Here is a 23269-nt window from a genome sequence, read left to right as displayed (position 1 = left end):
AAGGTTAAAAATCGATTAATACACTTTTATAGCGCTGACAGGCCTCAAAGGCCTGGCGGCCCAGATCTTTACCAAAGCCGGATCCCTGAAAACCGCCGGTAGGGATAATGAAATCCCAGGTGCGGCGATAGCGGTTAACCCACACCGTTCCGCTGTCCAGCGCGCGCATTAAGCGCATCGCCCGTGGCATGTTCAACGTGTGGACGCCCGCGCACAGGCCAAAGACCGCATGCTGCGCCAGCGCCAGGGCTTCTTCCTCATCGGTAAAGGTCTGAATGGTCAGCACCGGTCCAAAAATCTCTTCGTGCAACGCCACGTTATCCGGGCCGACGTTCTCCAGCAGTGTGGGCTGCCAGAACCAGCCTTCTTTCGTATTGTCGTAGCGTTTTCCACCCACCAGCACCCGCGCCCCCTGAGCGACGGACTGTGCAATAATCGTGGCCACTTTTTCACCCTGGCGTGCGTCAATCAGCGGACAATACCGTGTTGACGCGTGCCAGGTCATGCCGGGCACGGGTTTCTGACAGCGTGCAATCAGCTTTTCTGTAACACGTTCAGCAATGCCTTTCTGAATAATCAAACGTGTTCCGGACACGCAGGCCTGACCGGCATTCACCGTGAATCCCAGAAAGAGGCGCTCGGCAATCTCGTCGGCGTCGCCGGCGTCATCAAAGACCAGCTGCGGGCTTTTGCCGCCCAGCTCCAGCGTGACCGGTTTAGTGCCGTGCAGGGCCGCCTGGCTCATAATCGCCGCACCGGTGGCAGTGGAGCCGGTAAAGGAGACCTTGCGCACCAGCGGATGCGCTACCAGCGCATTACCGGTGACCTTGCCGCTGCCCTGGATCACATTCAGCACACCGGATGGGATCCCCGCCTGCACCGCCAGTTCGGCCAGACGGGCCGTTGAAAACGGCGTCAGTTCAGACGGCTTCAGCACCACCGCGTTGCCTGCCGCCAGAGCCGGGCCGCATTTCCAGGAAGCCATCGACAGGGGAAAATTCCACGGCGTGATTGCGCCGATCACCCCATAGGGCTCAGGCACCAGCATGCCCAGGCTACTGTGCTGCGTTGGAAACACGTCACCGCTGTATTTGTCCGCGCATTCGGCATAAAAACGCAGGGCCGCCGCGGTAAAGGGCACTTCGATATTGCGTGCATCGGTGACGGGTCGGGTCGATCCGACGGCTTCCAGCTGCGCCAGGTATTCACTGTCTTTTTCGATTAAGTCTGCCCAGCGCGAGAGGGCTGCACCCCGATCTCGTGGCGAACAACCCGACCAGCCGCTGCTGATGCGCCGTGCTTCGGCCACGGTCACGGCATCGTCGACGGTACGGGCATCCGCCTCATGGATCTCTGCATAATGCTGACCGTCAGAAGGCCGTTTAATGCCCATAGCCTGACCGCTGGCGGATACAAATTGTCCGTCGATAAAGTGTCCGCTGGACAGGTGAACGTCATCGGGATTGAAATCAGTCATACGTGCCTCTTGAAAAAAGAAAGGAGCGGGACATCACCAGCCGGTGACGCGATGCCAGACTTCGTGTTCCCCGCTCTGGCTGTCCATTACCTGATACCGGGTGTGCATTCCGGCAGTGGCGCAGGCGTGATTGGGCAAAATCCGCAGCCGGGTCCCGAGCGAGAAATCCGTGACCTGGTGACCGCTGTCGGGCGGAATGGCGATAATGCCGTGTTCCTGATTGGTGGACGACAGCAGGAGTCCGGTGGATCGCCCTTCGCTGTCACATACCAGACCGTAGGCAAAGTCGGTTTTTTGCGAGGCGGTGCCACGGTCGCGCGACATCGCCATCCAGCCTGCATCGACAAACAGCCAGCCTTTTTCAGCGTTGTGGCCAATTACCGTGGTGACAACAGAAAGCGCGATATCGTCGGCGGTGCAGACGCCGAGGTTGGTCATAAACAGATCGAAAGTGGAAAACACCCCGGCGCGCACTTCCGTTACCCCGTCTAAATCCCTTACGGCATGGGCCGTGGGCGTTGATCCCACGCTCACTACCGGACAGGTCACGCCAGCCGCGCGAAGGCGCTTAGCCGCTTTGATGGCGGCCTGGCACTCCGCCCGTGCCGCCTGTGCAATCTCGTCCTGCGTACGACAGTGATACGATTCCCCCGCGTGAGTTAACACTCCTTCGACATGCATTCCGTTCTGCTGCAAATACGCGCCAATGTCGGTCAGGGCGCTGTCGTCCGGTTTTATGCCGCCCCGATGACCATCGCAGTCAATCTCGATAAACACGCTAAAGGCCACCTGATGCTGCTGCCCGTATGCAGATACGGCCTGCGCCTGTGTCAGACTGTCGAGCAGAAGATGCACTTGGGCACCTGGACGCAGACAGGCCGCGATGCGCGGCAGCTTGTCCGGCGCAATCCCCACGGCATAAAGGATATTGCGGTAACCTGCGGCAGCAAACGCCTCGGCTTCAGCCAGTGTGGACACCGTGGCCGGTGAAGCCCGGTCACGCAGTAGCCAGGGGGCCGACTGTACCGTGCGTAGCGTTTTCAGATGGGGGCGAATCTGACAGTGCAGGCTATCAATATGATCGTAGAGCCTGCGGATATTCCGCCTGAACTTCACTTTGTCCAGCAGCAGATACGGCGTTGTCAGTGAGGGATCGTTAAGCATCATTGTCTGTCCTGAGGGGTTTACTGGATGCTCTCATCAATGCATTTAGTTTAAAATGCAGACACACCCAATTAATGATTAGGTTTGAACCTAATGATCAACAGTGACGATCTGCGGTTTTTTCAGGTGATCTCCGCCAGCGCGACCCTGGCCGCCGCCGCCCGCTATCTGGATATCACACCACCGTCCGTGACCCAGCGGCTGCAGCACATTGAACAAAAAATGGGCATTAAGCTTATTTTGCGTCCGGCAAAACGGATCATTCTGACCGACGAAGGTGAAGCGTTATTAGCACGCGCGCGGCTGATTTTGCATGAGCTGGACCAGCTACAGGATGTGATTGACCAGACCCGAAACCGGATAAGCGGCACGTTGCGGGTACTGGCTCCGCTGGGCTTTGGCTCGGAATATATCGCGCCCTTGCTCTCCGATTATGTTGACCAGCATCCCGATCTCAGCGTGGATCTGATGCTGTCAGACAATCCGAACTGGATGCAGGCCGATAAATGGGACGTGGCGATCTATATTGGCAACCTGCGGGACTCGTCGTTGTACAGCACCCGAATTGCACCTAACCGCCGCGTGCTGTGCGCTTCGCCGGATTATCTGCAGCGCCACGGTGTGCCCACGCATCCCGCTGAACTCACGCAGCACCACTGTCTGGTTATCCGTGAAAATGCTGAGGACGTGACTCGTTGGGTGTTTGCGCATCAGCATGACCCGGTCACCGTCAAAATTACGCCCCGTCTGGCAAGTAACGATGGTCGGGTGATTAAACGCTGGGCGCTGCAAGGCAAAGGGATTATGGTGCGCTCGATCTGGGACATCAGCAGTGAAATTAAACAGGGGCGACTGGTCCCACTCCTGCCTGAATTTATGCTGCCGCCCGCCGACATTGCCGCGCTGACCAGCATGCCAGAAATCAAACGCCTGCCCCGTACTCAGGGCTTTATCACGTTACTGAAAACCACCTTTAGCGCGCCGCCGTGGATGCAGAACGAACAGTAAGCCACAGGTCTTGTTGGGGGGACAGGCGTGCTTCGCGGTCCACAGGGCTTATCAGTCGCTCACGCCAGCTGTTGCGAACGGCATGAGGTCTGAAGCACACAGGAAACGGGTTGAGTGTGCTTGAATCGCTTTGTGTTAGTGACGGTATCGCCTGGCCGGACAGCCCGTGAAAATTGTGCTTAAACGGCCAGGCGTGCTTGACCGTACCCGTGCGCCCGCAGCGGATAAATCTTCGTAAAAAAAATTATTTTTTTCTGCATCCAGTGACGCCCCTGCTCTCGTATCTCTCTTTGCAAGACACTTACCCACTCTCTCTTATGAGGATTTACGATGAAAAAGTTCTTCGCTGTTGCCGTAGTTTCAAGCGCATTCCTGTTTACTGCCGCCTCATTTGCCGCAATGGAGTCGGGCTCCGTGATGGTCGGTGGCGCTGCGATGTACCCTCAGAAAAATATCGTTGAGAATGCGGTGAATTCGAAAGATCACACCACGCTGGTGGCGGCGGTGAAGGCGGCCGGTCTGGTTGACACACTACAGGGTAAAGGGCCGTTTACCGTCTTTGCCCCAACCAATGCCGCGTTCGCGAAACTGCCCGCCGGTACCGTCGATAATCTGCTTAAGCCGGAAAACAAAGCGCAGTTGACCAGCGTCCTGACCTACCATGTTGTGGCAGGCAAATACGACATGAAAGCGCTGGAGAACAAGATTAAGCAAGGCGGCGGTCATGCTGAACTGAAAACCGTTAACGGCCAGCCGTTGTGGATTATGAATAATGGCCCACACAATATTCAGCTGAAAGATGCACAGGGTAACGTGGCCAATATCAGTACGTATGACGTCAACCAGAAAAACGGCGTGATAGATGTGATTGATACCGTATTAATGCCGAAGTAATTCTCTATACTCAAACGGAAAATCACATCATTCAGGATGATTATGGACAAGGTGCGGGCAGTGGAGCAGGTAACCCTGATGCAGGCGATCGTGAAAGGCGATCGCCTGGCGTTCGAAAAACTGTATCGGCAAACCTCGCCGCACCTTTTTGCCATTGCCTTACGGATGTTACGCCATCGCCCCTGGGCGGAAGAAGTGCTGCATGACTGCTTTCTCACCATCTGGAGCAAAGCGGAGACCTATGATCCAGCGCTGAGCGCGCCGATGACCTGGATGACGCAGATCGTTCGTCATCGTTGTATTGACTGGTTACGTAGCGGACAGGCGCGCATGGCCAGTACAGAAGAACCGCATGATGATGCCCTGCTGGTCGTCGATACCGACGAACCGGACAGCAGGCCCGATGATGCCCAGGCTGCGCGCCTGCGTCGCTGTATGGAAAACCTTAGCAGCGAGCAACGGCAGAGCGTTACGCTGGCCTATTATCAGGGCATGTCACACAGCGATATTGCTCACTGGCTACAGCAGCCGGTAGGTTCGGTGAAAAGCTGGATCCGCCGTGCCATGGCCCACCTTCGGGAATGTGTCGGACTATGAACAGACAACAACGTGACGATGCACTCTCTGCCGAGTACGCCATTGGTACGCTGCGTGGCCCCGCCCGGTTACGCTTTCAGACGCGCCTGCTGACCGAGCCAGATCTGGCCGAACAGGTTGCCAAATGGCAAACGTTACTCGCTGGGCTGGACAGTCAACTGATACACGAAATCCCGCCGGATCGGGTCTGGAAGAAAATTGCCCTGAATCTGCCCGAAAAACCCTCTGCCCGCCCTGCCCGACGCGCCGCACTGGGCTGGATGGTAGCGGCGGCCATTGCGGTCCTTGCCCTTTTTTCCTGGCGCATGTTTTACGTGCCAGAGTTTACCCCGCTTACCGTCATGAGTGACGCTCAGCAACACAGCCAATGGGTGGTCAGCGCCGACCACGATTTAACCCAGCTACGGGTGACGCCATTGCAGCCGGTAACGGCTGACAGCCACACCAGCCTGCAGTTATGGCTGATTCCAACAGGCAGTCGTCCCATTTCGCTGGGGTTACTTAACACTGAACAGGCCACCCAACTGACACTGAAACGGCAAGATTCCCTGAAAAACGCGGTGGTCGCCATCAGCCGGGAGCCGCGGGGCGGCTCACCGACGGGGCAACCCACCGGGCCCGTACTTTACAGTGGTAAAATATAGGCCCGACATGCAGTGGCAGTCCTGTCACTGCGTGTCACCGACATATCAGAAATGTTGCCAGTTTGCGTCCTGATTTGATGCCGATGCGCTCGCCATCGCGAAGGCGGGTTTGAGCGGCGCCACCGTGCGCGCCTGTACAGCGGGAGCCTCGGTCAGCACGAAGGCGGCAACAAGATCATTCAGTGCGCCTGCCTGATCCATCAGCGAGCGCGATGCTGATGACGCTTCCTGCACCAGCGCGGCGTTCTGTTGCGTAACGTCATCCATCTGATGCACAGCCTGATGGACCTGACTGATGCCCAGCGACTGCTCCTGAGACGCAATGGCAATCTCATCAACCAGATCGGTGACCTGGCGAATTGCATCATTCATGCGCCCCATATTTTCCCCGACCTGCTCTGCCTGGCTGACGCCCGTTTCCACATAACGCATCGACGATTCGATCAGATCTTTAATCTCCCGTGCGGAGGCCGACGAGCGTTGGGCAAGATTACGCACTTCACCGGCCACCACGGCAAAGCCACGCCCCTGCTCGCCGGCACGGGCGGCCTCAACGGCGGCATTGAGTGCCAGGATATTGGTCTGAAACGCCACACCTTCAATCAGCGCGATGATGGCGGTGATTTTCTCCGAACTCTGTTTTATGTCGGTCATGGTGCCTAACATGGTGTGCACTTTGTCAGAGCTGTCACTGGATATCTCACGCGCGTTTTTAGACAACTGGCTGGCAAGACGGGTATTTTCAGCCGTCTGACGAACCGTTTCGCTCAGTTCAGACATGCTGGCCGCCGTTTCCTCAAGCGACGCGGCCTGCTGTTCGGTTCGTGAGGAGAGATCTTCGTTACCGGCTGAAATTTGCGACGAGGCCGTGCTGACCGAGTGGGCGGACCGTTCGACGGCAGACAAAGACTGCGCCACATTCTCCACCAAAGCATTAAATGCTTTTGCCGTTAACCCGATTTCATCTTTACGTGCGTCATCGGCACGCAGCGTTAAATCAAGCCGCTCGCTGGCGTGCTCCATGGTTGTGCGCATACCATTCAGATGGCGACGAATGCTTAATATAGTACGAACAGATAACGCGCCCAATATCAGGATAATGGCGCTGGAACCGGCGATTAAGGCCCATAAGGTTTGATGATAAACGCGGTTATTCTCTTTTTGAAAAGCCGCGCCCACCTGCACATTAAACTGCAGTTGGTTCTGATAACTTTCAATGAGATCACGGATAGACTGCCCCACACCGTCCGGGCCTTGCAAGGCGGAAAGAGAATGAGCGTCATCATGCGAACGCGAGTATTCAAGGAAGGCAGGTAAGCGCGTCTGGATCTGTTTAATCAGTGCCAGCGCATGTTCACTTAACTGCTTATCCTGATCGTTGGTAATTTCATTTTTTAAATAGAACAGGGTCAGGCCTTTCAGCGTATCCATCTTCGCAGCGATTTCTTTTTCGAACTCAACCTGCTTAGCCGAATCTTTGGCACTCTGGTGGCGATAAAGCGATACGTTAACCCGATTACTGCCGTTGACCATTTTATCAAGGTCTACAATTGAAGGTAGCGTGTTGTCTTGCACGTACTGAAAACGCGACTGAAAGCCTGCTAACACCATGATGACGATCACTACCATCGCGACCATAGCGGCGGAGAGTAGAGAAAACGTCAGGAAAAGTCGCTGTGTAATAGTCATATTAAAACCCCGAATATTAAGACGGTAATTCTGTAAGTAATGCTGAATAACGCCAGCAATAAATATATCGACGCTTCAGGCATTAGCATTAATGTTAGATGGTGCTGTGTCGCAAAGATATCAGGACAAAACGTTTATTTTCATAAAAACAGATTAGCCCGCTGAATGAGAGTTTGACTATTAAAGGCAGAAAGGAAAATTAAAAAGAAGAAGTGATAATGATTAAAAATAAACAAAAATTATTTTAAGCCATCGTTTATCCAACCTTATTTAAAACGACACACGACATTAATCAGTAAAAGTTGGCTAAAGACAGCGCAAAATCGTCTTCACCCCCTGTCCACGACACCGTATTTGTCTTTTATTTTTTGAAATTAATTAGCCTTAAAAAATCGCTGACAGCATTAATCATAAATAAGGACTATTAAAAAATATTTTTTTAAAACGGCAGAGGCTGCGTGGTGTTTCCTGTACGGGCTGATTACACTTTGAGGAACTGTTCTGAGCGTGCACGGACGCGTCCGCATGCTGTTACGAGGGAGGCAGCGTTGAGATGAGACCTTATCCGCGTGTGTTGACCTGGCAGGCGAATCACGCGTCAGGGGGAAACGGTAGCGGTAAAGGGTCAGCGTCAGGCCTCACTGCCGGATAAATCGACAGTTGTATAAAAATGCCGTAAAAATAAAGCGCAAAGCTGTAAAAATGCAGTACATAACATCACCAGCTACTCCCTAATTCACAGCAAAACGCGTAATGTCATGCTCAGCGTCAACCGGTGTAACTGTCGGTTTGAGGCTTGTGATGACGTGAAATACAACAGGACATTAAATGGCCCAGTCTGAAAAGCAATCCCTTCCAGCCGGTATGCTGGCAGCAGCAGGGATCGTATTTGGTGATATCGGTACCAGCCCGCTTTATACCTTAAAAGAGTGTCTTTCTATCCTTCCTTCTGGCGCGGTCACCGAAGAAGCCGTGATGGGCTTTCTGTCGCTGATCTTCTGGGGGCTGATGCTGATTGTGACGGTAAAATATGTCATGTTCATCATGCGCGCCGATCACGATGGCGAAGGGGGAATACTGACCTTAATGTCGCTGGCCCGGCAAAATGTTGGCGCCACGCTCAGCCGCGTCATTGTGCTTGCCGGTTTGACGGGCGGCGCCTTTTTTTACGGCGACGGCATTATCACGCCGGCCATCTCAGTGCTGTCTGCCGTTGAGGGGATCGAGGTTGTTGCACCCGCGCTGGATCGCTATATCGTGCCGCTGGCTGTGGTGATTCTGACCCTGTTATTTGTGATTCAAAAACACGGCACTGAACGGGTCAGCCGCGTCTTTGGGCCGATTATGCTGGTGTGGTTTATCACCCTGGCGATACTGGGCGTGCACGGAATTCTGATGAATCCCCATGTTCTTCATGCGCTCAACCCGGCATTTGCGCTGACATTTTTGCTGAATCATGAAGCTCTCTCTTTCGCAGCTTTGGGCATGGTGGTGCTGGCGGTGACCGGTGCGGAGGCCCTGTATGCTGACATGGGACATTTGGGGAAAACCCCCATCAGGCTGGCGTGGCTGATCATTGCCCTGCCTGCTCTGGTGCTGAACTATTTCGGTCAGGGGGCGCTGGTGCTGGCCAGTCCTGCCGCGATACAAAACCCGTTTTATATCCTGGCCCCGGTCTGGGCGCAGATTCCGTTAATCATCCTGTCGACGCTGGCCACCGTTATTGCGGCTCAGGCGATCATTAGTGGGGTTTATACCCTGACACATCAGGCAATTCGTCAGGGCTTTTTGCCGCCGATGCGCGTCATTTTCACCTCGGCAACCGAATCGGGACAAATCTACATTCCGGTAGTGAACTGGTTACTTTTCGGTGCGGTGACCGTCGTCATCCTGGCCTTCCGTCAGTCCTCGGCCCTCTCTTCGGCGTACGGCATCGTGGTGACCGGCACCATGGTTCTGACAGCCTGCCTGGCCGGTATCGTCGCCTTTAAAAACTGGAAATGGCCGCTGCCCGTGGCGCTGGTTTTCCTGCTCTGTATGTTGGCGATCGACGTTCCGTTGTTTATTTCCAACCTGATGAAACTGCTGTCGGGCGGCTGGGTCCCCGTGTTGCTGGCGATGACGATGCTGATGCTGATGCTGATCTGGAGCGGAGAGCGTTCAAGACTCATTCGTCGTCTGACTGACGATCCCGTCAGGTTAAAAGCCCTGATTAGCTCGCTGGAGGCTTCGCCTCCGATGCGGGTTGGCGGTACGGCAATTTTTCTGACCCGCAAAGCGTATGAAATTCCGCAGGCGCTGCTGCATAACCTGAAACACAACCGGGTGCTGCATGAGCGGACGGTTCTTCTGCATATCAAAACGGTTGACCTGCCGCGTGTTCATAACCAGAAGCGCATCGCGCTACGTCAGCTTTCGCCGTCCTTCTGGCAGGTGACGGCCGAATACGGCTGGCATGAACGGCCTTCCATGAAAGATGTGTTGCACCTGTGCGGGCTGGAAGGATTTGGCTGTACGTTAAATGAGGCGTCGTTTTTCACCTCTCACGACACGCTGGTGATGAAGAAACGACGCGGTCTGGCACATGCCCGTGGTGCCATCTTCCATTTCTTCCAGCGCAATGCGTTACGTGCCCATGAACAGTTTATGATCCCGCCAAACCGTGTCATTGAGCTGGGTGGGCAAAAAGAGTTTTGATTGACGTACCCGGGCAGCCTCTTCATCTGACGCTGCCCGGGTTATTCCTTCCTCAGCCTCTACGCGCCGTGGTGACGGGTCAGTACGTCTGGCCGGAAGCGGCTCAGCCAGTCCTGAGCAAAGCGCGCATAATCCGCATACGCACCGCCCTGGGCAGCCAGTTGCTGGAAAACATTAAGCTGTTCGGGTGGACGGCGATGCTGCCCAAGCTTCAGCGTGCCGCTGATGTGGCTAATCTCTATCCTGACACCGGTGATGCCCTGCATCAGTTTTTGTTGATAATCATCGGGAAGCCGTTGTTTATCCTGCCTCAGGCCCGGTTGAAACGCGGCTAACATTCTGTCCAGCGACTGGCCCAGTTCCGCCTGCGTCATCAGCCTGCTGATGCCTTTCACGCTGACGGCGGCATAGTTCCAGGTTGGAACGGCAGGTGACGCCAGATAGTAATCCGTACTGATAAAGGCATGCGGACCCAGAACGCTCAGCAGGCACGGCTGCTGCGCCAGCGCAACCCGTTGCGGATTATTGCGTGCCAGATGTGTTTCAAGAACGTTTTCACCGTTGAAGCAAAACGGAATATGGCTGATTTGCAGATCGCTGCTCACCAGCGTTCCAAACATGTGCTGCGTGAGAAAATGTCTGCACTCTTCCGGCGTCATGCTGGTGTCTTTTACGTTAAGCATTCACAATATCCTGGCTGAATTCCCTTTCGTCTTTATGCCATTAACCCCTCACCTCTGTCACGCTGCGAAACGTGACAGGATGAAAAAGGAGCAAGCGATGTCAGAAATCACTTCAGGACAGTGCCACTGTGGTGCGGTTGCGTTTACTGTTGAACTGCTGGATGGACTGAATACGGCCCGACGCTGTAACTGTTCATTTTGCCGGATGCGCGGTGCCGTGGTGGTGTTTGCCCCTGCTTCGGGGCTGACGATCCACAAAGGGAAAGCGGCGCTGAGTGAATACCGCTTTAATTCCGGACAGGCGGTGCATTATTTCTGCTCGGTTTGTGGTATTTACACCTTCCACCAGAGCCGCTCTAATCCCGAACAGTTCGGGGTTAACGCGGCGTGCCTGACAGGCGTTTCCCCTTTTGATTTCGCCTCCGTTCCCGTGACGGATGGCATGAACCATCCCAAAGATGGGGGCAAAGGCGGCGTGGCGGGACATCTGATTTACCAGCCGGAAACGTCATGATCCCTTCAGGTCAGCGAACGGACCTGTTCGAGCATCAGCAATGAATGGCAGAAAATCGCATCGGCCACCACCAGAGAAACCTCTTCTGGCAGGCTGTCACGTACCCGGATCATCGCAGCCGGTAAAGCAGACACAAAGCCATTCAGGATAGCGTGCATCTGCTCCTCACTGAACCGCACGCTGCGGGCACTGGCCAGAAAGTGTGAGGGCGCGATCTGCGTGATGCGATGCAGCTTGCCCGCCGGGCCAGTGACACCAAGGGGTAACTGGATGTCATCGCGGTCCATTTTGCGCTGAGAGCGCGCGGGCCAGGCGGAGACCAGACACCGAAACGGTGCCAGCCGAAAACTCCCCTCGCGCTCGATGAACAATCTGATATGTCGGGCATCCAGACTGGTGATGCCTGTTAACCACTGAAATACCAGGCAACGCATTATCGCTTCGCGATCGGTAAGCGCGCTGCGCGATCCCATCAGTAATCCCATCAGTGCCTCAAGGCCCGGACCGCCCGATTGTTCATGACTGCATGCGGGCGGGAATCCCAGCGCCTGGCACAGGTTTTCGGTGGGAAGGCGGTAGCACTGCGTCCGGTCCGCATTCCAGCGACGGTCGTCACGCGTGATGCACAATTGCCAGCCCCCGCCTTCCTGGCGAAGCGGCCTGGCATCCGGTACAGGCAGGCCCAGTTCACGCGCCAGCGCAAGACACAGAAAGGCGTTGTCGCTGTCGGCATGTGCGCTGGCCATATCGGACATTATGGATTCGTCATCCAGCTCAACGGGCTGCTGGTTTACCGGCAGCATGATAAGTGCACCCGGTAACCGGTATCCCACTTTTTGCAACACGGCGAAAACCCCACAGGATTTTGTCTGGAAAGCTTGGTTCTTTTCCTTTTCTGTCAATGGGATAGGGCTTAGCAGGTTTTCGAAGAAATAGCTCACCCTGACTGAGTGGTGGGCGGCACGTTGCAGCGGCAGTGACAGTGAGAGAGGCCGGGTGAGCGGATGCTGAAGCCAGCTGGCAGCGTACTGGAAGCTCAGCGTCCCGTCATGATGCTGCATTAACGTTCCGACCCGCTCACCGTTCATCCAGGCGATGAGTTTTGCCATTACCAGGCATCCTCCGCTGGCGTGGTCGGGGGCGTTTTGATCTGCAGCGCCAGAGCAATATCCAGCGCCTGCAAAATTTTAAACAGCGTTTCCAGTGAGGTAGACTCAGGATAATTTTCAAAATGAGACAGCGTTGCCTGTTTCAGGCCCACGCGTTTGGCCAGGTCGGTTTGGGTCCAGCCCTGCTGCTGACGCAGGCGTTTCAGCTGATTAGCTAACTGCCGGGGACTATAAATCATCTTGCGCGCTCCATCATTCATCAGAATTTATCCCTTGGAGGGGATATTTATAGCGTAGATGCCCCTTTTGATAACGGCAATATTATCCCTTACAGGGGATATAAGGACAAAAATGCGCAGGCCCGTTAACACCACTTTTTCGCTGACCGTGACTCACACGCTGAGTGAGCAGGACAAGCAGGATCTCTTTACCGGGCTGCGTGCCTGGAATCATCAGTTTATTGACACGGCGTTATGGGGACCGCTGTCGGTCATGTGTCGTCACGATCAGGGGCCGTTACAAGGCGGGCTGGCTGGCAGCATTAAAGGCCGCTGGCTGTGTATTGATTACCTGTGGGTCAGTGAAGCCCAACGTGGTGCGGGCCTGGGCGGTGAGCTGATTCGTGCTGCGGAACAGGCGGCTGTGGCCAGAGGCTGCCACAGCGCACAAGTGGATACCTTTAGCTTTCAGGCCCTGCCCTTTTACCAGAAACAGGGCTATGTCCTGAAAATGTCGCTGCCGGATTTTCCCGAAGCCGGTATGCAGCGTCATTACCTGACGAAAACGTTGTGCGAGCACACCTAAACTCGCCTGCCCATCCGCTTAATGGGCAGGCGAAGGCCTCAGTCGGCAACGTTGACCGAGCAGGTGCTTAACATCCGCCAGTGTGTCGGCAGCACACGCGTTTCTCCCGTTACCGTTACGGTGCTGACGCCATGAATATCACGGCACGAGGAACCTGTCTGCAACTCGAACTCACCCGGTTCGACAATACGTTTACCATCGCCACGGGTAAAGTTGAGCATATCGACAGGAAGCGTAAAGCACAGTTCAGCTGACGCGCCTGGCGCCAGCGTGACGCGCTGAAACGCTTTCAGTTCCTGAAGCGGGCGTACCCGGCTGGCGATTCGGTCACGAACATAGAGCTGGACCACTTCACTGCCCTGCCGTTCCCCCCGATTGGTCACGGTGATCCGCAGGCGGATCTCGCCATCGATCGCGACCTGATCCTGTTCAGGCTGAGGCGCGCCCCAGTCGAACGTCGTCCAGCCCAGACCGAAGCCAAACGGATAGCGTGCGCCAAAATGAAACGCGATGGGCGTTCCACCGCTTTTCAGTTTGTGGTTGTAATAGAACGGCATCGCGCCGACGTTTTTCGGGATACTGACCACCAGTCGCCCCTGCGGTTCTGCCCGCCCCGTCAGCACATCGGCAATCGCCCAGCCGCCTTCCTGGCCCGGCGCCCAGGCGAGCATAAAGGCCGCGACGCGCTCCTCCAGTCCTTGCAGGTTGTAAGGTCGCCCACCCGTCATCACCACAATCAGGGGCTTACCTGTGGCGGCCAGCGCCTCCAGCAGCGGCTGCTGAACGCCGGGCAGAGTCAGGCTGTCGCTATCCGATCCTTCGCCTACGGTGCCGCTTTGAAACAGCCCCGCCAGATCCCCCACGCAGGCAATCACGACATCGCTTTGTCGGGCAACCTCAACCGCCTCGTCAATCAACCCGGTATCCTGAGACACCGGCGACTGCTGCATTGGTTTCGCCCCGCTGTCACCCGGGAAAACCGGCGCACCGGCGGTGCGGGTTTCAATGATATGGCACCCTTTGGCATAGCGGACCTGCTGCTCACCCAGATAGTGTTGCAGTGCGGCCAGCGGCGTGGTGACCTGTGATGTTTCTTCCAGCATATCGCTGATGATCAGGTGAACCGGAAAACTGTAGCCGCTCAGCAAAGCCAGCGGATCGTCAGCGCAGGGCCCGACTACCGCCACGCGCGCGCCGGTTTTCAGCGGCAGAATCCCGTTATTTTCCAGCAGCGTAATTGACTGTGTGGCGACCGTACGCGCTACCTGACGGGTTTCCTCGTGCTGAAGACAAATGTCCGCTTCACGGATGTACGGATCGTCGAATAACCCCAGGCGAAATTTTTCTGTCAGGATACGGCTGACAATACGGTCAATCGTTTCCATCGACAGCAGTTGACGGGATACCGCCTCGGCCAGATGACGCGCGCAGTCATCCTTAGGCAGTTCGACATCCAGACCGGCATTAAACGCCAGTGCCGCCGACTCCGCCGCATCCTGCGAAATGCCGTGATGCTGATGTAGCAAACTGACGCCGCCATAGTCCGCCACGATAAGGCCATCGAATCCCCACTGCTCCCGAAGCACGTCGGTCAGTAAAAAACGATCGCTGTGGCTGGGTTGATTATCGATGTCATGGTAAGCGGGCATGACCGAGCCGGCATTAGCCAGCTTTACGGCCATTTCGAACGGCAGCAGGAACGTGTCGTTCAGTTCGCAAAAACCGAGATGGACAGGCGCATGATTGCGCGCACCTTCGCTAAATGAATGGCCTGCATAGTGTTTGAGCGTAGCCAGCAGATCGCGCCGCTCGCCCTGTAAACCTTCGACATAGGCCGTTGCCATCACGCCCACCAGCCAGGGATCTTCTCCAAAGGTTTCTTCCGTTCTGCCCCAGCGGACATCCCGTGACACATCCAGTACCGGAGCCAGCCCCTGCTTACAGCCAACGGAACGCGCTTCGGCACCGATATGCTGTGCCGCCCGTTTCACCAGCCCGACATCCCAGGTAGAACCGTAGTTAAGCGACGACGGAAAGAGCGTAGCGCCTTTGCAGAGTAAACCCACGAGGCACTCCTCATGAAACAGGGCCGGGATGCCAAGGCGCGAGCCTTCAACCAGGTCGCGTTGTAAACGGTTCGCGGCACGCACGCCAGTGACGGCATCAACAATGTGCGTGCCCAAAGGACGGGTAATCTGACCGACGCCGTGCGTTAACCGCGCCTTCAGGATGGTGTGTTCGCTGACGCCCGTGAAGTCATCGCTCAAATCGCTTCGCGGCTGATGATTGCCCTGTTCATCCAGGATGAGCCAGTAGGCGTGCATCTGGGCGAACTTCTCTTCGGCCGTCATGCGCGACAACAGATCGTCTACGCGTACGTCAATGGGCTGATGAGGATCCTTATACATCTCGGTCATGTTTCTCTCCTTTCGCTGAGATCAAATTGTGTTTTCAGCATCGTGTCGGGCTTCTGCGGCGCGTTTTGCCGCCAGCGCTTCGGCAATCGCATTGACTCGCGGGCTGTTAAGTTGGTAGAAAAAAAGCAGAAGCAGCATGGCGATAAACAGCACGCCGGGGATGATGTTATGCATCAGGTTGATGGTGGTAATGACCTGGGGTGACTGTGCAGCGACGCCGGGTTGGTAGTGCACCAGACCGAGGATCCAGCCCACGACGGCACCGCCCATGGCCAGGCCAAATTTGATGGCAAATAAGGCGGTTGAGAAAACCAGGCCGTCGAGACGTCTGCCGCTGCGATGTTCTTCATAATCCACGACGTCAGAAAACATATTCCATTGAACAGGCGTGGTCAGATTCTGAACAAAGCCAAAAACAATATTTAACCCAATGATTAACCAGACCTGGGACGGTGGAATTAAATAAATGACCGTCAGAAAGAAAACAAAACTGACAAGACAGACCTGATAAGCACGAATGCGGTCGAATTTTCCTAATATACGTTCTGATAAAAATGCACCGCATAATGCGGCTATCATGCCCGTCACAATAAAAGTAAAGACCAGGTCAGGTCGCCGTAAGACATAATTCATGTAATACAGGGTCGATGAGCCGCGCGTCACGACGGCGGTCAGGAGCAGGATGTTAAAAATAATAATGATGCGCCACTGATTGTTTTTAGCGAGCAGCTTGAGATCCGACCACATTGACCCCGCTGTATCGTTGTGGGGTAAATAACGCTCACGCGTCATAAAGAAGCAGCAGTAGATTAACACCACGCCCAGAAATCCCATCAGGCCCATGGCGTAAAGGTAACCCTTTGCCTTGTCTCCCTGCCCCAGCAATTCGACCAGCGGCAGGCCGATCACCGTGACCACCAGTCCGCCGATAAACGCACAGGCAAACCGCCAGGATTGCAGCGAATGGCGCTCGCGTGGATCCAGGGTCAAGGCTCCGGGCATCGCGCAGTAAGGCACATTGACAGCAGAATAAATAAAACTGAGAATTGCATAGGTGACGCAGGCATAGACAATTTTGGCGGTCGGGCCGGCATCCGGCACGTAAAAGGTGATCAGGCAACTGACGCCGAACGGAATCGCGAACCACATGAGCCACGGGCGAAAACGGCCATGACGGGTTCGGGTACGATCGACCAGTGCCCCAATACAGGGATCGACAAACGCATCGGCCAGGCGCACCACTAAAAACATGGTGCCCATAATCGCGGCCGGTAAGCCGAACACATCCGTGTAAAAATAGGCCAGAAATAAGGTGGCGGTTTGCCATACCATCGAACTGGCGGCATCACCGATGCCGTAACCCAGTTTTTCTTTCGTTTTAAGCTCAGAGGATATAGTCATTATAATTCGCCTTATAATTCGGTAATTACCTGTCTTAATCAGCTATCCCTGGCCCACGCGCAGGCAGGCCCGGCTCAAGTATTAGTAAACTGCGCCAGGTCAACAATTACCGAAATTAACAGCCAAATTATGTTTTTTAGTTTTTTCTGTGGTTTGTGATACAGGACATATTGATTACTCTCTAATATAAAATTTTGCGCGAACCGGGGATGAAAAATAGCGATGCGCATCTGGCATTAATCTGTTAAATGCCCCTTTAGCACAAACCGACTGGGAAAATATGCATTTTTGAAATAGTATTGTTTAGTTACTATTTGTATTGTGTTCTGCCGCGTTATGACAAATAATATCCCTTCAGGGACAGTTTTACCGCTTGAGACGCTTTATCCTGCCCATTGACAGACAGAAAACGACGCCATTCGCTCGAATAATGGTTAATTAACTGAACGTCATAGTGAAAAACTTGTAAAATCAGTGCAGGATAACCGCGAGGGCCGCAGTAACTTTTAAGAGGAAATGGAATGCTTGAACTGTTTGACGTCAGTTACGAAGAACTGCAAACCACCCGTTCAGAAGAACTTTATAAACTTCGCAAGAAAACATTTAGCGATCGTCTGGGATGGGAAGTCATTTGCAGTCAGGGAATGGAGTCCGATGAATTTGATGGGCCAGGTACACGTTATATTCTGGGAATCTGCGAAGGACAATTAGTGTGCAGCGTACGTTTTACCAGCCTCGATCGTCCCAACATGATCACGCACACTTTTCAGCACTGCTTCAGTGATGTCACCCTGCCCGCCTATGGTACCGAATCCAGCCGTTTTTTTGTCGACAAAGCCCGCGCACGTGCGCTGTTAGGTGAGCACTACCCTATCAGCCAGGTCCTGTTTTTAGCGATGGTGAACTGGGCGCAAAATAATGCCTACGGCAATATCTATACGATTGTCAGCCGCGCGATGTTGAAAATTCTCACTCGCTCTGGCTGGCAAATCAAAGTCATTAAAGAGGCTTTCCTGACCGAAAAGGAACGTATCTATTTGCTGACGCTGCCAGCAGGTCAGGATGACAAGCAGCAACTCGGTGGTGATGTGGTGTCACGTACGGGCTGTCCGCCCGTCGCAGTCACTACCTGGCCGCTGACGCTGCCGGTCTGATAAGATCCAGTTCTACACCCAGTCTGATAGCCTGTCGGGCGTTACTGACGCCCAGTTTCACGACCACATTCTTGATGTGAAACTTCACGGTACTCACAGAAATGCCCGTAATAGCGGCTATCTCAGCATAGGTTTTGCCCATACTCGCCCAGTACAACACCTCATTTTCACGCGAGGAAAATATCGTTTTGTCCGCGCTCTGATTTAACGCCGGGGCTCGCTCGCCTTCGGTACCGGCCAGGCGGTACATCTGCTCGTTAAAATCAATCAGCAGCATCTGCATCGTGCCCTGTTCGGCAGCAAGGCGTTGCTCCAGCGCAGCCTGATCGTTGCCTTTAATGATCACGGACAACAGAGCAAGGTTGTTCATGTGGTCGTGCAGGACATAGGTAAAGCCGTTAACGATGTTGTATTGCTTGGATAAAGAAAAAATTTTGGTGAACCGCAGGTCGGACATCAGCGTAATATTCTCATCCCAGGCAAACGGTGAGGTGCGTTTAAAAGCCGTGAGAATAACCGGATCGGTCAGCTGAAAGTTGTTAGCGCGGTATAACCTAATCCATTCGTCAGGATAACTGGAAATAATCAGAACATTTGAAGGATTTTTTTTGCTCACAACAGTGTAAGCGTAATCCGGACTACCCAGCGGAGATAACTTTCTCTGTATGTAAGTCTGAAGCGTATCCGTTATTGTTTGATTTTCAAGGAAAAAAGAAAACATTCAGGCTCCATGCTGCTTCTTTTACTTAACGTGGACTTAACCTGCACTATAGTACAGGTAAGATGATACTTAAGAGTAACTTACAATGAATCATTCAGAGGTTACAATGGCTTCAGTTGTTTAGCGGTAAAAAAAAACCTGACCTGTACGGCCAGGTCGCTAAAACAGCCAACACCAGGGAAAACGTCCGGCCAGACGTCACAAAATATAAAGTGATGCTGGCCGGGACACTCATAGTAACATCTTTGAAACATTTGTACAAACATTCACGGTTACTCAATCTGCAGCAATTCTCCCCCTTAATGACTGTTAATACAATCTCTTATTTTCTCCCGTAATAACTGCTAGTTTCTCAGCCACTTAGGCGCTATTCCCCTTTCGTGCACGCCCTCTCTGTTTCCTGTCAGACTGGTCTGCGCCCCTGAATGCGGCGCCGCTGGCCCTATATTCCACTGTTTCCGCTGCGCTTATCGGTAAATTCAGGGGATTAAAAACGTCTTTTTGCCGTTTTTTAACTGCCTGAGCGCAAATAATAAGCATTTGAATGTGACAAAAATCACATCTGTGCCAGGCTTAAGTTCTCTGACACGACTGTTTAAGGAGCTTACGCATGACAACGTCAAATAAGGCTATTCTCGATCCCGATCGTTTCCCGAAGCCGCCGTTCAGACAGCAGCCGCAGCAGGCACCCGGCCTGGCGAGCGAAATGGACCCGCCTCCCGACCACGGTGAAACCAGCTATCGTGGTCACGGTCGTCTGACTGGCCGTAAAGCCCTGATCACAGGGGGAGATTCCGGTATCGGTCGCGCTGTGGCCATCGCCTATGCGCGTGAAGGTGCCGATGTGGCAATTAACTATTTGCCAGAAGAAGAGTCCGATGCGGCTGAAGTGATTAAACTGATTGAAGCCGAAGGCCGTAAAGCCGTCGCCATTCCCGGCGATCTGCGCTCTGAAGCCTTTTGCCAGAAACTGGTGAATGAAGCCGCCGACCAACTGGGCGGACTGGATATTCTGGTCAATAATGCCGGACGCCAGCAGTTTAATGAATCCATTCGTACGCTGAGCACCGAAGATTTTGATGCCACCTTTAAAACGAATGTTTACGCGCCCTTCTGGTTAACAAAAGCGGCGCTGGCTCACCTGCCGCGCGGTGCAGCGATTATTAATACCTCATCTGTGCAGGCGTTTAAACCCAGCGATATCCTGCTGGATTATGCGCAGACCAAAGCCTGTAATGTAGCCTTTACCAAAGCGCTGGCAAAACAGTTGGGGCCGGAAGGCATCCGCGTGAATGCCGTTGCGCCAGGTCCGTACTGGACACCGCTGCAGCCCAGTGGCGGCCAGCCGCAGGAAAAAGTGGAACAGTTTGGTGCTGATGCGCCGCTGGGCCGTCCCGGTCAACCGGTTGAAATCGCACCGCTCTATGTCACTCTGGCTTCCGATGAGTGCAGTTTCGCCTCCGGTCAGGTGTGGTGTTCAGACGGCGGTACAGGCACAGTGTAACGCATCGATCTCCGTCGATATGATGGCCGCCCTGTGCGGCCATTTTTAGTTCAGTCCGACGCCAGCATAGCCATGATGGCAACCGCCGCGTTGATACGCTCCGGATTGGGATAGTTTTTATTGGCCAGCAGGATTACCCCGCTGTTTTGTTGCGGGACGAACGCGATATAGGCACCAAAGCCCTTTGTGGAGCCGGTTTTATGCACCCAACTGGCGCGATCCATGGGTTGAGCCGGGCTCAGAATGGTCGCGGGCTGTGTGGACAGCGCGGCCTGAGTGTCACTGGCGGCAACAATCGTCTGGCTGTCAATGGGCCAGGGGTAAATTTCCCACCCCAGCCCCTGATACAGTTCACCTGCGCGCAGGTAACGAGACTGCGCGGTCAGAATGCCATTGCGCAATGCCGTATTCCCGGACGACAATCCATTGGGATTCGCATTGGCCTGCATAAAAGCCATCATGTCGCGCGCGGTGGACTTCACGCCGCTGGTCTCTGCTGACAGCATACCCGGCGAGACGCGTACCGGTTTACCGTCCTGATAACCCCAGGCGTAATCAAACATCATCGACGGGGGCACCGTATAAAAGGTGCGTGTCAGCCGCAACGGCGTGATAACGTCCTTTTGCATCGCCTCCTCAAATTCCCCCTTCACCATCAAATAGCCCAGCAGACCAATACTGACATGAGAATAGTGACGCTGTGTACCCGGCGCGGCGTCCGGTTGCCACTGCTGCGCGTAAGCCAGTAGTTCATCCTGACTGGTTACCTCATCGGGCAGATGTAACGGCAGTCTGCCTGCGCTGTAGGTGGCAAGATGGACCATCCGTCGGCTTTGCCACTGCGGGCCGTTTAACGCGGGCCAGTAGCGGGAGACCGGATCGTTCAGACGCAGCGCACCGTTACGAATCAGCACGCCCGCCAGCACGCCCGTGAATGTCTTACTGACGGACCCCAGTTCGAACAGCGTATTTTCTGTTACCCGCCGGTCGCTCGCGGTATCGGCCACACCAAAGTTAATGTACTGAGGGCGACCTTTATACAGCACGCCGACCGACATGCCGGGAATGCCCTGCTGCGCCATCAGCGGATCAATCACGCTTTTCACCCGTTCGGCGATGGTCTGAGACGACAAGTCAGCCGCCTGGGCGCTGGCGGTAAACGCAATCAGTAATGCAGTGAGAAAAGATTTCATCAGTACTCATTCAGGTGACAGGTTATTGACACTGTGCCGCACAGGATTGCACACAGAGCTGTGCCTGAGTACTGCAGTCACTTGAGTTTCGCGTATTACAATGAGATTGCTCAACATAACAGCGAGTCTGACAGCTGGAGAGATCACATTTCGCCGCGACGGGCGTGAGTTGCGGCAACGGTGTGCGAGGGGGAAACGTGTGAGCAGGCTGCGCCAGGGCGCTGCTGCCCATGAAGCAGGTCAGCAGCAGAGCATACAAGTTTTTCATAACCGATCTCCAGAGATATGCGTCAGACAAGTATGATGACTCTGACGCATAACGTCTGGTAAATCTTGCTAAATTGAGAGCGCGGGCGGATGTTCCACGGCCTGGACCACGCCACGGCGATAAATATCGTTCAGTCTGGCGCAATACTGACGCGGATCGTGCTGCTGCTTGATGCGCAGAATCGCGCCCTCGCCTTTTTCCGTTAACTGCTGTGGCTGCGCAAGAATGTCCAGCAGGGTTGTCTTAATGCCGTCTATTAATGCCCGACGTAGCCGGTGTTTCTCGGCTTCGCTGTTGACCTGATATTCGCGGTCATCGTTGAGTTCGCCATCAATCAGCCAACCGGCGGTGGGCGGATTAATTTCAGGCAACGCACGAACGTTACTGGTCAATACCGGACAGCCGCTGGCCTGCATTTCCAGTACGGAAAACCCGTAGGTTTCCTGCCAGGTCGGCAGCAACCCCACATCGCTTTGCTGGAACAACTGCATCAGTTCACGATTATCCTTGCGGGAATGGTGCGTGAAGCAGGCATGGCGCGTGATGCGATCTTCAATGTCCCGATAAAACGCGTCGTTATCCTGGAAAGCGCGATGGGCAACATTATGACGTTTCGTCAGCTCACCAATCAACTGAACGTCGAGTTGGCCAGCATCAATCTGTCCCGTTTCAATCAGCTCACTGATGGCCAGCACGACTTCTGCGCCGCCTTTACGGTAAAACTCGTTGCCAACGAACACCAGGCGGAGTTTATCGCTTTGCCGTGGGCGCTTCTGTTGCGTAAACAGGGTTTGCGGTGGATGCATCACCAACGTTTTTGCGCGAATTTTCGCGGCGACATCGGGTTTAAACAGCTTCATCTGAATATGTAAGGTGGCATCGGAAATGGCGATCAGGCCAAAACAGTTATCCTTGAGCAAATACGGAATCAGTTGTTTGAGTTCAGGATTATCCTGCTTGGCGACGCCCGCTACAGGTAGAACACGCGGCAACTCAGTCTCGAAGGTCGCGACCCAGTTCATGGGCGTGATGGCGACTTCATTAAACAGATGCAGGATATCGGGCTTCTCCCCTATTGCGAAGGGCACGGGGACAAACACAAAGCGTTTATTCTTCTTGAGTAAACGTGTACGCAGCGGATTGAGGAAATAAAACAGATTGCGCTTTTTCAGGTTGATGTAGTGATTGTCCGGATTCACCAGGATATTGCGCTGCTCCGGATAGTGCGTATTGCTGATGCCAATTTTCATGAAAGATTCCGAAGTCGTTGTCGTAGGGCGTGATCTATATCACGCTCTGAATTGCATGTTTCATAGGCAACATCTTAAAAG

Annotated in this window: 20 protein-coding genes; 9 read left to right on the top strand and 11 right to left on the bottom strand. The window is 54.3% G+C overall.

Annotation, left to right across the window (positions count from 1 at the left end):
* Positions 1 to 4: 4 nt before the first annotated feature.
* Both RAC60_RS01650 and RAC60_RS01645 read right to left on the bottom strand, forming a co-directional pair.
* Complete coding sequence (locus RAC60_RS01650) at positions 5 to 1477, bottom strand: aldehyde dehydrogenase family protein (RefSeq protein WP_375092476.1); 1473 nt, start codon at positions 1475 to 1477, stop codon at positions 5 to 7.
* A gap of 33 nt (positions 1478 to 1510) precedes the next feature.
* A complete protein-coding gene (locus tag RAC60_RS01645; protein ID WP_058702017.1) occupies positions 1511 to 2641 on the bottom strand; it encodes an alanine racemase in 1131 nt (376 codons plus the stop codon).
* Between the two features lie 93 nt (positions 2642 to 2734).
* On the opposite strand from RAC60_RS01645, the gene RAC60_RS01640 reads away from it, so the two are divergent.
* The 4 genes from RAC60_RS01640 (at position 2735) to RAC60_RS01625 (ending at position 5784) form a co-directional block, all read left to right on the top strand.
* On the top strand, positions 2735 to 3649 hold the full coding sequence (locus RAC60_RS01640; protein ID WP_006119169.1) for a LysR substrate-binding domain-containing protein: 915 nt from the start codon (positions 2735 to 2737) through the stop codon (positions 3647 to 3649).
* Between the two features lie 330 nt (positions 3650 to 3979).
* On the top strand, positions 3980 to 4543 hold the full coding sequence (locus RAC60_RS01635) for a fasciclin domain-containing protein (RefSeq protein WP_006119170.1): 564 nt from the start codon (positions 3980 to 3982) through the stop codon (positions 4541 to 4543).
* 42 nt (positions 4544 to 4585) lie between these two features.
* Positions 4586 to 5140, top strand: a complete 555-nt coding sequence (locus RAC60_RS01630; protein WP_033741702.1) for an RNA polymerase sigma factor — start codon at positions 4586 to 4588, stop codon at positions 5138 to 5140.
* Complete coding sequence (locus tag RAC60_RS01625) at positions 5137 to 5784, top strand: anti-sigma factor domain-containing protein (RefSeq protein ID WP_058701884.1); 648 nt, start codon at positions 5137 to 5139, stop codon at positions 5782 to 5784. The genes RAC60_RS01630 and RAC60_RS01625 overlap by 4 nt, the downstream gene beginning before the upstream one ends.
* 45 nt (positions 5785 to 5829) lie before the next feature.
* On the opposite strand, the gene RAC60_RS01620 is transcribed toward RAC60_RS01625, so the two are convergent.
* Positions 5830 to 7473, bottom strand: coding sequence for a methyl-accepting chemotaxis protein (locus RAC60_RS01620; protein ID WP_039340314.1), 1644 nt, complete (start codon positions 7471 to 7473; stop codon positions 5830 to 5832).
* Positions 7474 to 8301: 828 nt separating this feature from the next.
* On the opposite strand from RAC60_RS01620, the gene kup reads away from it, so the two are divergent.
* Positions 8302 to 10170, top strand: a complete 1869-nt coding sequence (kup, locus tag RAC60_RS01615) for a low affinity potassium transporter Kup (RefSeq protein WP_058701883.1) — start codon at positions 8302 to 8304, stop codon at positions 10168 to 10170.
* A 59-nt stretch (positions 10171 to 10229) separates the two neighbouring features.
* Here kup and RAC60_RS01610 read toward each other — a convergent pair whose 3' ends face one another.
* Positions 10230 to 10853: an FMN-binding negative transcriptional regulator gene (locus tag RAC60_RS01610; RefSeq protein ID WP_054633744.1), complete on the bottom strand. Its 624-nt coding sequence runs from the start codon at positions 10851 to 10853 to the stop codon at positions 10230 to 10232.
* 97 nt (positions 10854 to 10950) lie between these two features.
* Here RAC60_RS01610 and RAC60_RS01605 point away from each other — a divergent pair, with 97 nt between their 5' ends.
* Positions 10951 to 11367, top strand: a complete 417-nt coding sequence (locus RAC60_RS01605; RefSeq protein ID WP_054633743.1) for a GFA family protein — start codon at positions 10951 to 10953, stop codon at positions 11365 to 11367.
* A 5-nt stretch (positions 11368 to 11372) separates the two neighbouring features.
* On the opposite strand, the gene RAC60_RS01600 is transcribed toward RAC60_RS01605, so the two are convergent.
* Positions 11373 to 12476: a HipA domain-containing protein gene (locus tag RAC60_RS01600; protein ID WP_375092475.1), complete on the bottom strand. Its 1104-nt coding sequence runs from the start codon at positions 12474 to 12476 to the stop codon at positions 11373 to 11375.
* A complete protein-coding gene (gene hipB / locus RAC60_RS01595; RefSeq protein ID WP_033741710.1) occupies positions 12476 to 12715 on the bottom strand; it encodes a type II toxin-antitoxin system antitoxin HipB in 240 nt (79 codons plus the stop codon). Before hipB ends, RAC60_RS01600 begins: the two co-directional genes overlap by 1 nt.
* 112 nt (positions 12716 to 12827) lie before the next feature.
* On the opposite strand from hipB, the gene RAC60_RS01590 reads away from it, so the two are divergent.
* Positions 12828 to 13280, top strand: coding sequence for a GNAT family N-acetyltransferase (locus tag RAC60_RS01590; RefSeq protein ID WP_375092474.1), 453 nt, complete (start codon positions 12828 to 12830; stop codon positions 13278 to 13280).
* 38 nt (positions 13281 to 13318) lie between these two features.
* On the opposite strand, the gene RAC60_RS01585 is transcribed toward RAC60_RS01590, so the two are convergent.
* Both RAC60_RS01585 and RAC60_RS01580 read right to left on the bottom strand, forming a co-directional pair.
* Positions 13319 to 15697 (bottom strand): glycoside hydrolase family 3 N-terminal domain-containing protein, encoded by a 2379-nt coding sequence (locus RAC60_RS01585; RefSeq protein WP_058701880.1) that lies wholly within the window; start codon positions 15695 to 15697, stop codon positions 13319 to 13321.
* A 21-nt stretch (positions 15698 to 15718) separates the two neighbouring features.
* Positions 15719 to 17098 carry an MFS transporter gene (locus RAC60_RS01580; RefSeq protein ID WP_054633740.1) on the bottom strand — a complete coding sequence of 460 codons (1380 nt, stop codon included), beginning with the start codon at positions 17096 to 17098 and terminating at the stop codon, positions 15719 to 15721.
* A gap of 521 nt (positions 17099 to 17619) precedes the next feature.
* Between RAC60_RS01580 and RAC60_RS01575 the strand changes: the two genes are divergently transcribed.
* Positions 17620 to 18252, top strand: a complete 633-nt coding sequence (locus RAC60_RS01575) for an acyl-homoserine-lactone synthase (protein WP_006119202.1) — start codon at positions 17620 to 17622, stop codon at positions 18250 to 18252.
* Here RAC60_RS01575 and RAC60_RS01570 read toward each other — a convergent pair.
* Positions 18224 to 18973 carry a LuxR family transcriptional regulator gene (locus tag RAC60_RS01570; RefSeq protein WP_039340302.1) on the bottom strand — a complete coding sequence of 250 codons (750 nt, stop codon included), beginning with the start codon at positions 18971 to 18973 and terminating at the stop codon, positions 18224 to 18226. The genes RAC60_RS01575 and RAC60_RS01570 overlap by 29 nt on opposite strands.
* Before the next feature lie 610 nt (positions 18974 to 19583).
* Here RAC60_RS01570 and RAC60_RS01565 point away from each other — a divergent pair.
* Positions 19584 to 20477, top strand: a complete 894-nt coding sequence (locus RAC60_RS01565; protein ID WP_262959093.1) for an SDR family oxidoreductase — start codon at positions 19584 to 19586, stop codon at positions 20475 to 20477.
* A gap of 50 nt (positions 20478 to 20527) precedes the next feature.
* Here the strand turns inward: RAC60_RS01565 and ampC are convergent, their stop codons facing one another.
* Together ampC and RAC60_RS01555 are read right to left on the bottom strand one after the other, a co-directional pair.
* Positions 20528 to 21670 (bottom strand): class C beta-lactamase, encoded by a 1143-nt coding sequence (gene ampC / locus RAC60_RS01560; RefSeq protein WP_375092473.1) that lies wholly within the window; start codon positions 21668 to 21670, stop codon positions 20528 to 20530.
* A 336-nt stretch (positions 21671 to 22006) separates the two neighbouring features.
* On the bottom strand, positions 22007 to 23188 hold the full coding sequence (locus tag RAC60_RS01555; RefSeq protein WP_006119208.1) for a glycosyltransferase family 4 protein: 1182 nt from the start codon (positions 23186 to 23188) through the stop codon (positions 22007 to 22009).
* Positions 23189 to 23269 lie beyond the last annotated feature (81 nt).

The sequence above is a fragment of the Pantoea sp. BR_17 genome (assembly GCF_041955125.1).
In the GTDB taxonomy this organism is placed as follows: domain Bacteria; phylum Pseudomonadota; class Gammaproteobacteria; order Enterobacterales; family Enterobacteriaceae; genus Pantoea; species Pantoea stewartii.
Note: the sequence above shows the minus strand (reverse complement) of the source record. Positions and strands in the feature narration are given on the sequence as shown.

Coding starts and splice junctions, on each gene's coding strand:
- RAC60_RS01605 (WP_054633743.1), top strand. CDS start 10,951: ATGTCAGAAATCACTTCAGGACAGTGCCACTGTGGTGCGGTTGCGTTT.
- RAC60_RS01590 (WP_375092474.1), top strand. CDS start 12,828: ATGCGCAGGCCCGTTAACACCACTTTTTCGCTGACCGTGACTCACACG.
- RAC60_RS01625 (WP_058701884.1), top strand. CDS start 5,137: ATGAACAGACAACAACGTGACGATGCACTCTCTGCCGAGTACGCCATT.
- hipB (WP_033741710.1), bottom strand. CDS start 12,715: ATGATTTATAGTCCCCGGCAGTTAGCTAATCAGCTGAAACGCCTGCGT.
- RAC60_RS01580 (WP_054633740.1), bottom strand. CDS start 17,098: ATGACTATATCCTCTGAGCTTAAAACGAAAGAAAAACTGGGTTACGGC.
- RAC60_RS01585 (WP_058701880.1), bottom strand. CDS start 15,697: ATGACCGAGATGTATAAGGATCCTCATCAGCCCATTGACGTACGCGTA.
- RAC60_RS01635 (WP_006119170.1), top strand. CDS start 3,980: ATGAAAAAGTTCTTCGCTGTTGCCGTAGTTTCAAGCGCATTCCTGTTT.
- RAC60_RS01620 (WP_039340314.1), bottom strand. CDS start 7,473: ATGACTATTACACAGCGACTTTTCCTGACGTTTTCTCTACTCTCCGCC.
- RAC60_RS01600 (WP_375092475.1), bottom strand. CDS start 12,476: ATGGCAAAACTCATCGCCTGGATGAACGGTGAGCGGGTCGGAACGTTA.
- RAC60_RS01640 (WP_006119169.1), top strand. CDS start 2,735: ATGATCAACAGTGACGATCTGCGGTTTTTTCAGGTGATCTCCGCCAGC.
- RAC60_RS01570 (WP_039340302.1), bottom strand. CDS start 18,973: ATGTTTTCTTTTTTCCTTGAAAATCAAACAATAACGGATACGCTTCAG.
- RAC60_RS01565 (WP_262959093.1), top strand. CDS start 19,584: ATGACAACGTCAAATAAGGCTATTCTCGATCCCGATCGTTTCCCGAAG.
- kup (WP_058701883.1), top strand. CDS start 8,302: ATGGCCCAGTCTGAAAAGCAATCCCTTCCAGCCGGTATGCTGGCAGCA.
- RAC60_RS01630 (WP_033741702.1), top strand. CDS start 4,586: ATGGACAAGGTGCGGGCAGTGGAGCAGGTAACCCTGATGCAGGCGATC.
- RAC60_RS01575 (WP_006119202.1), top strand. CDS start 17,620: ATGCTTGAACTGTTTGACGTCAGTTACGAAGAACTGCAAACCACCCGT.
- ampC (WP_375092473.1), bottom strand. CDS start 21,670: ATGAAATCTTTTCTCACTGCATTACTGATTGCGTTTACCGCCAGCGCC.
- RAC60_RS01555 (WP_006119208.1), bottom strand. CDS start 23,188: ATGAAAATTGGCATCAGCAATACGCACTATCCGGAGCAGCGCAATATC.
- RAC60_RS01610 (WP_054633744.1), bottom strand. CDS start 10,853: ATGCTTAACGTAAAAGACACCAGCATGACGCCGGAAGAGTGCAGACAT.
- RAC60_RS01650 (WP_375092476.1), bottom strand. CDS start 1,477: ATGACTGATTTCAATCCCGATGACGTTCACCTGTCCAGCGGACACTTT.
- RAC60_RS01645 (WP_058702017.1), bottom strand. CDS start 2,641: ATGCTTAACGATCCCTCACTGACAACGCCGTATCTGCTGCTGGACAAA.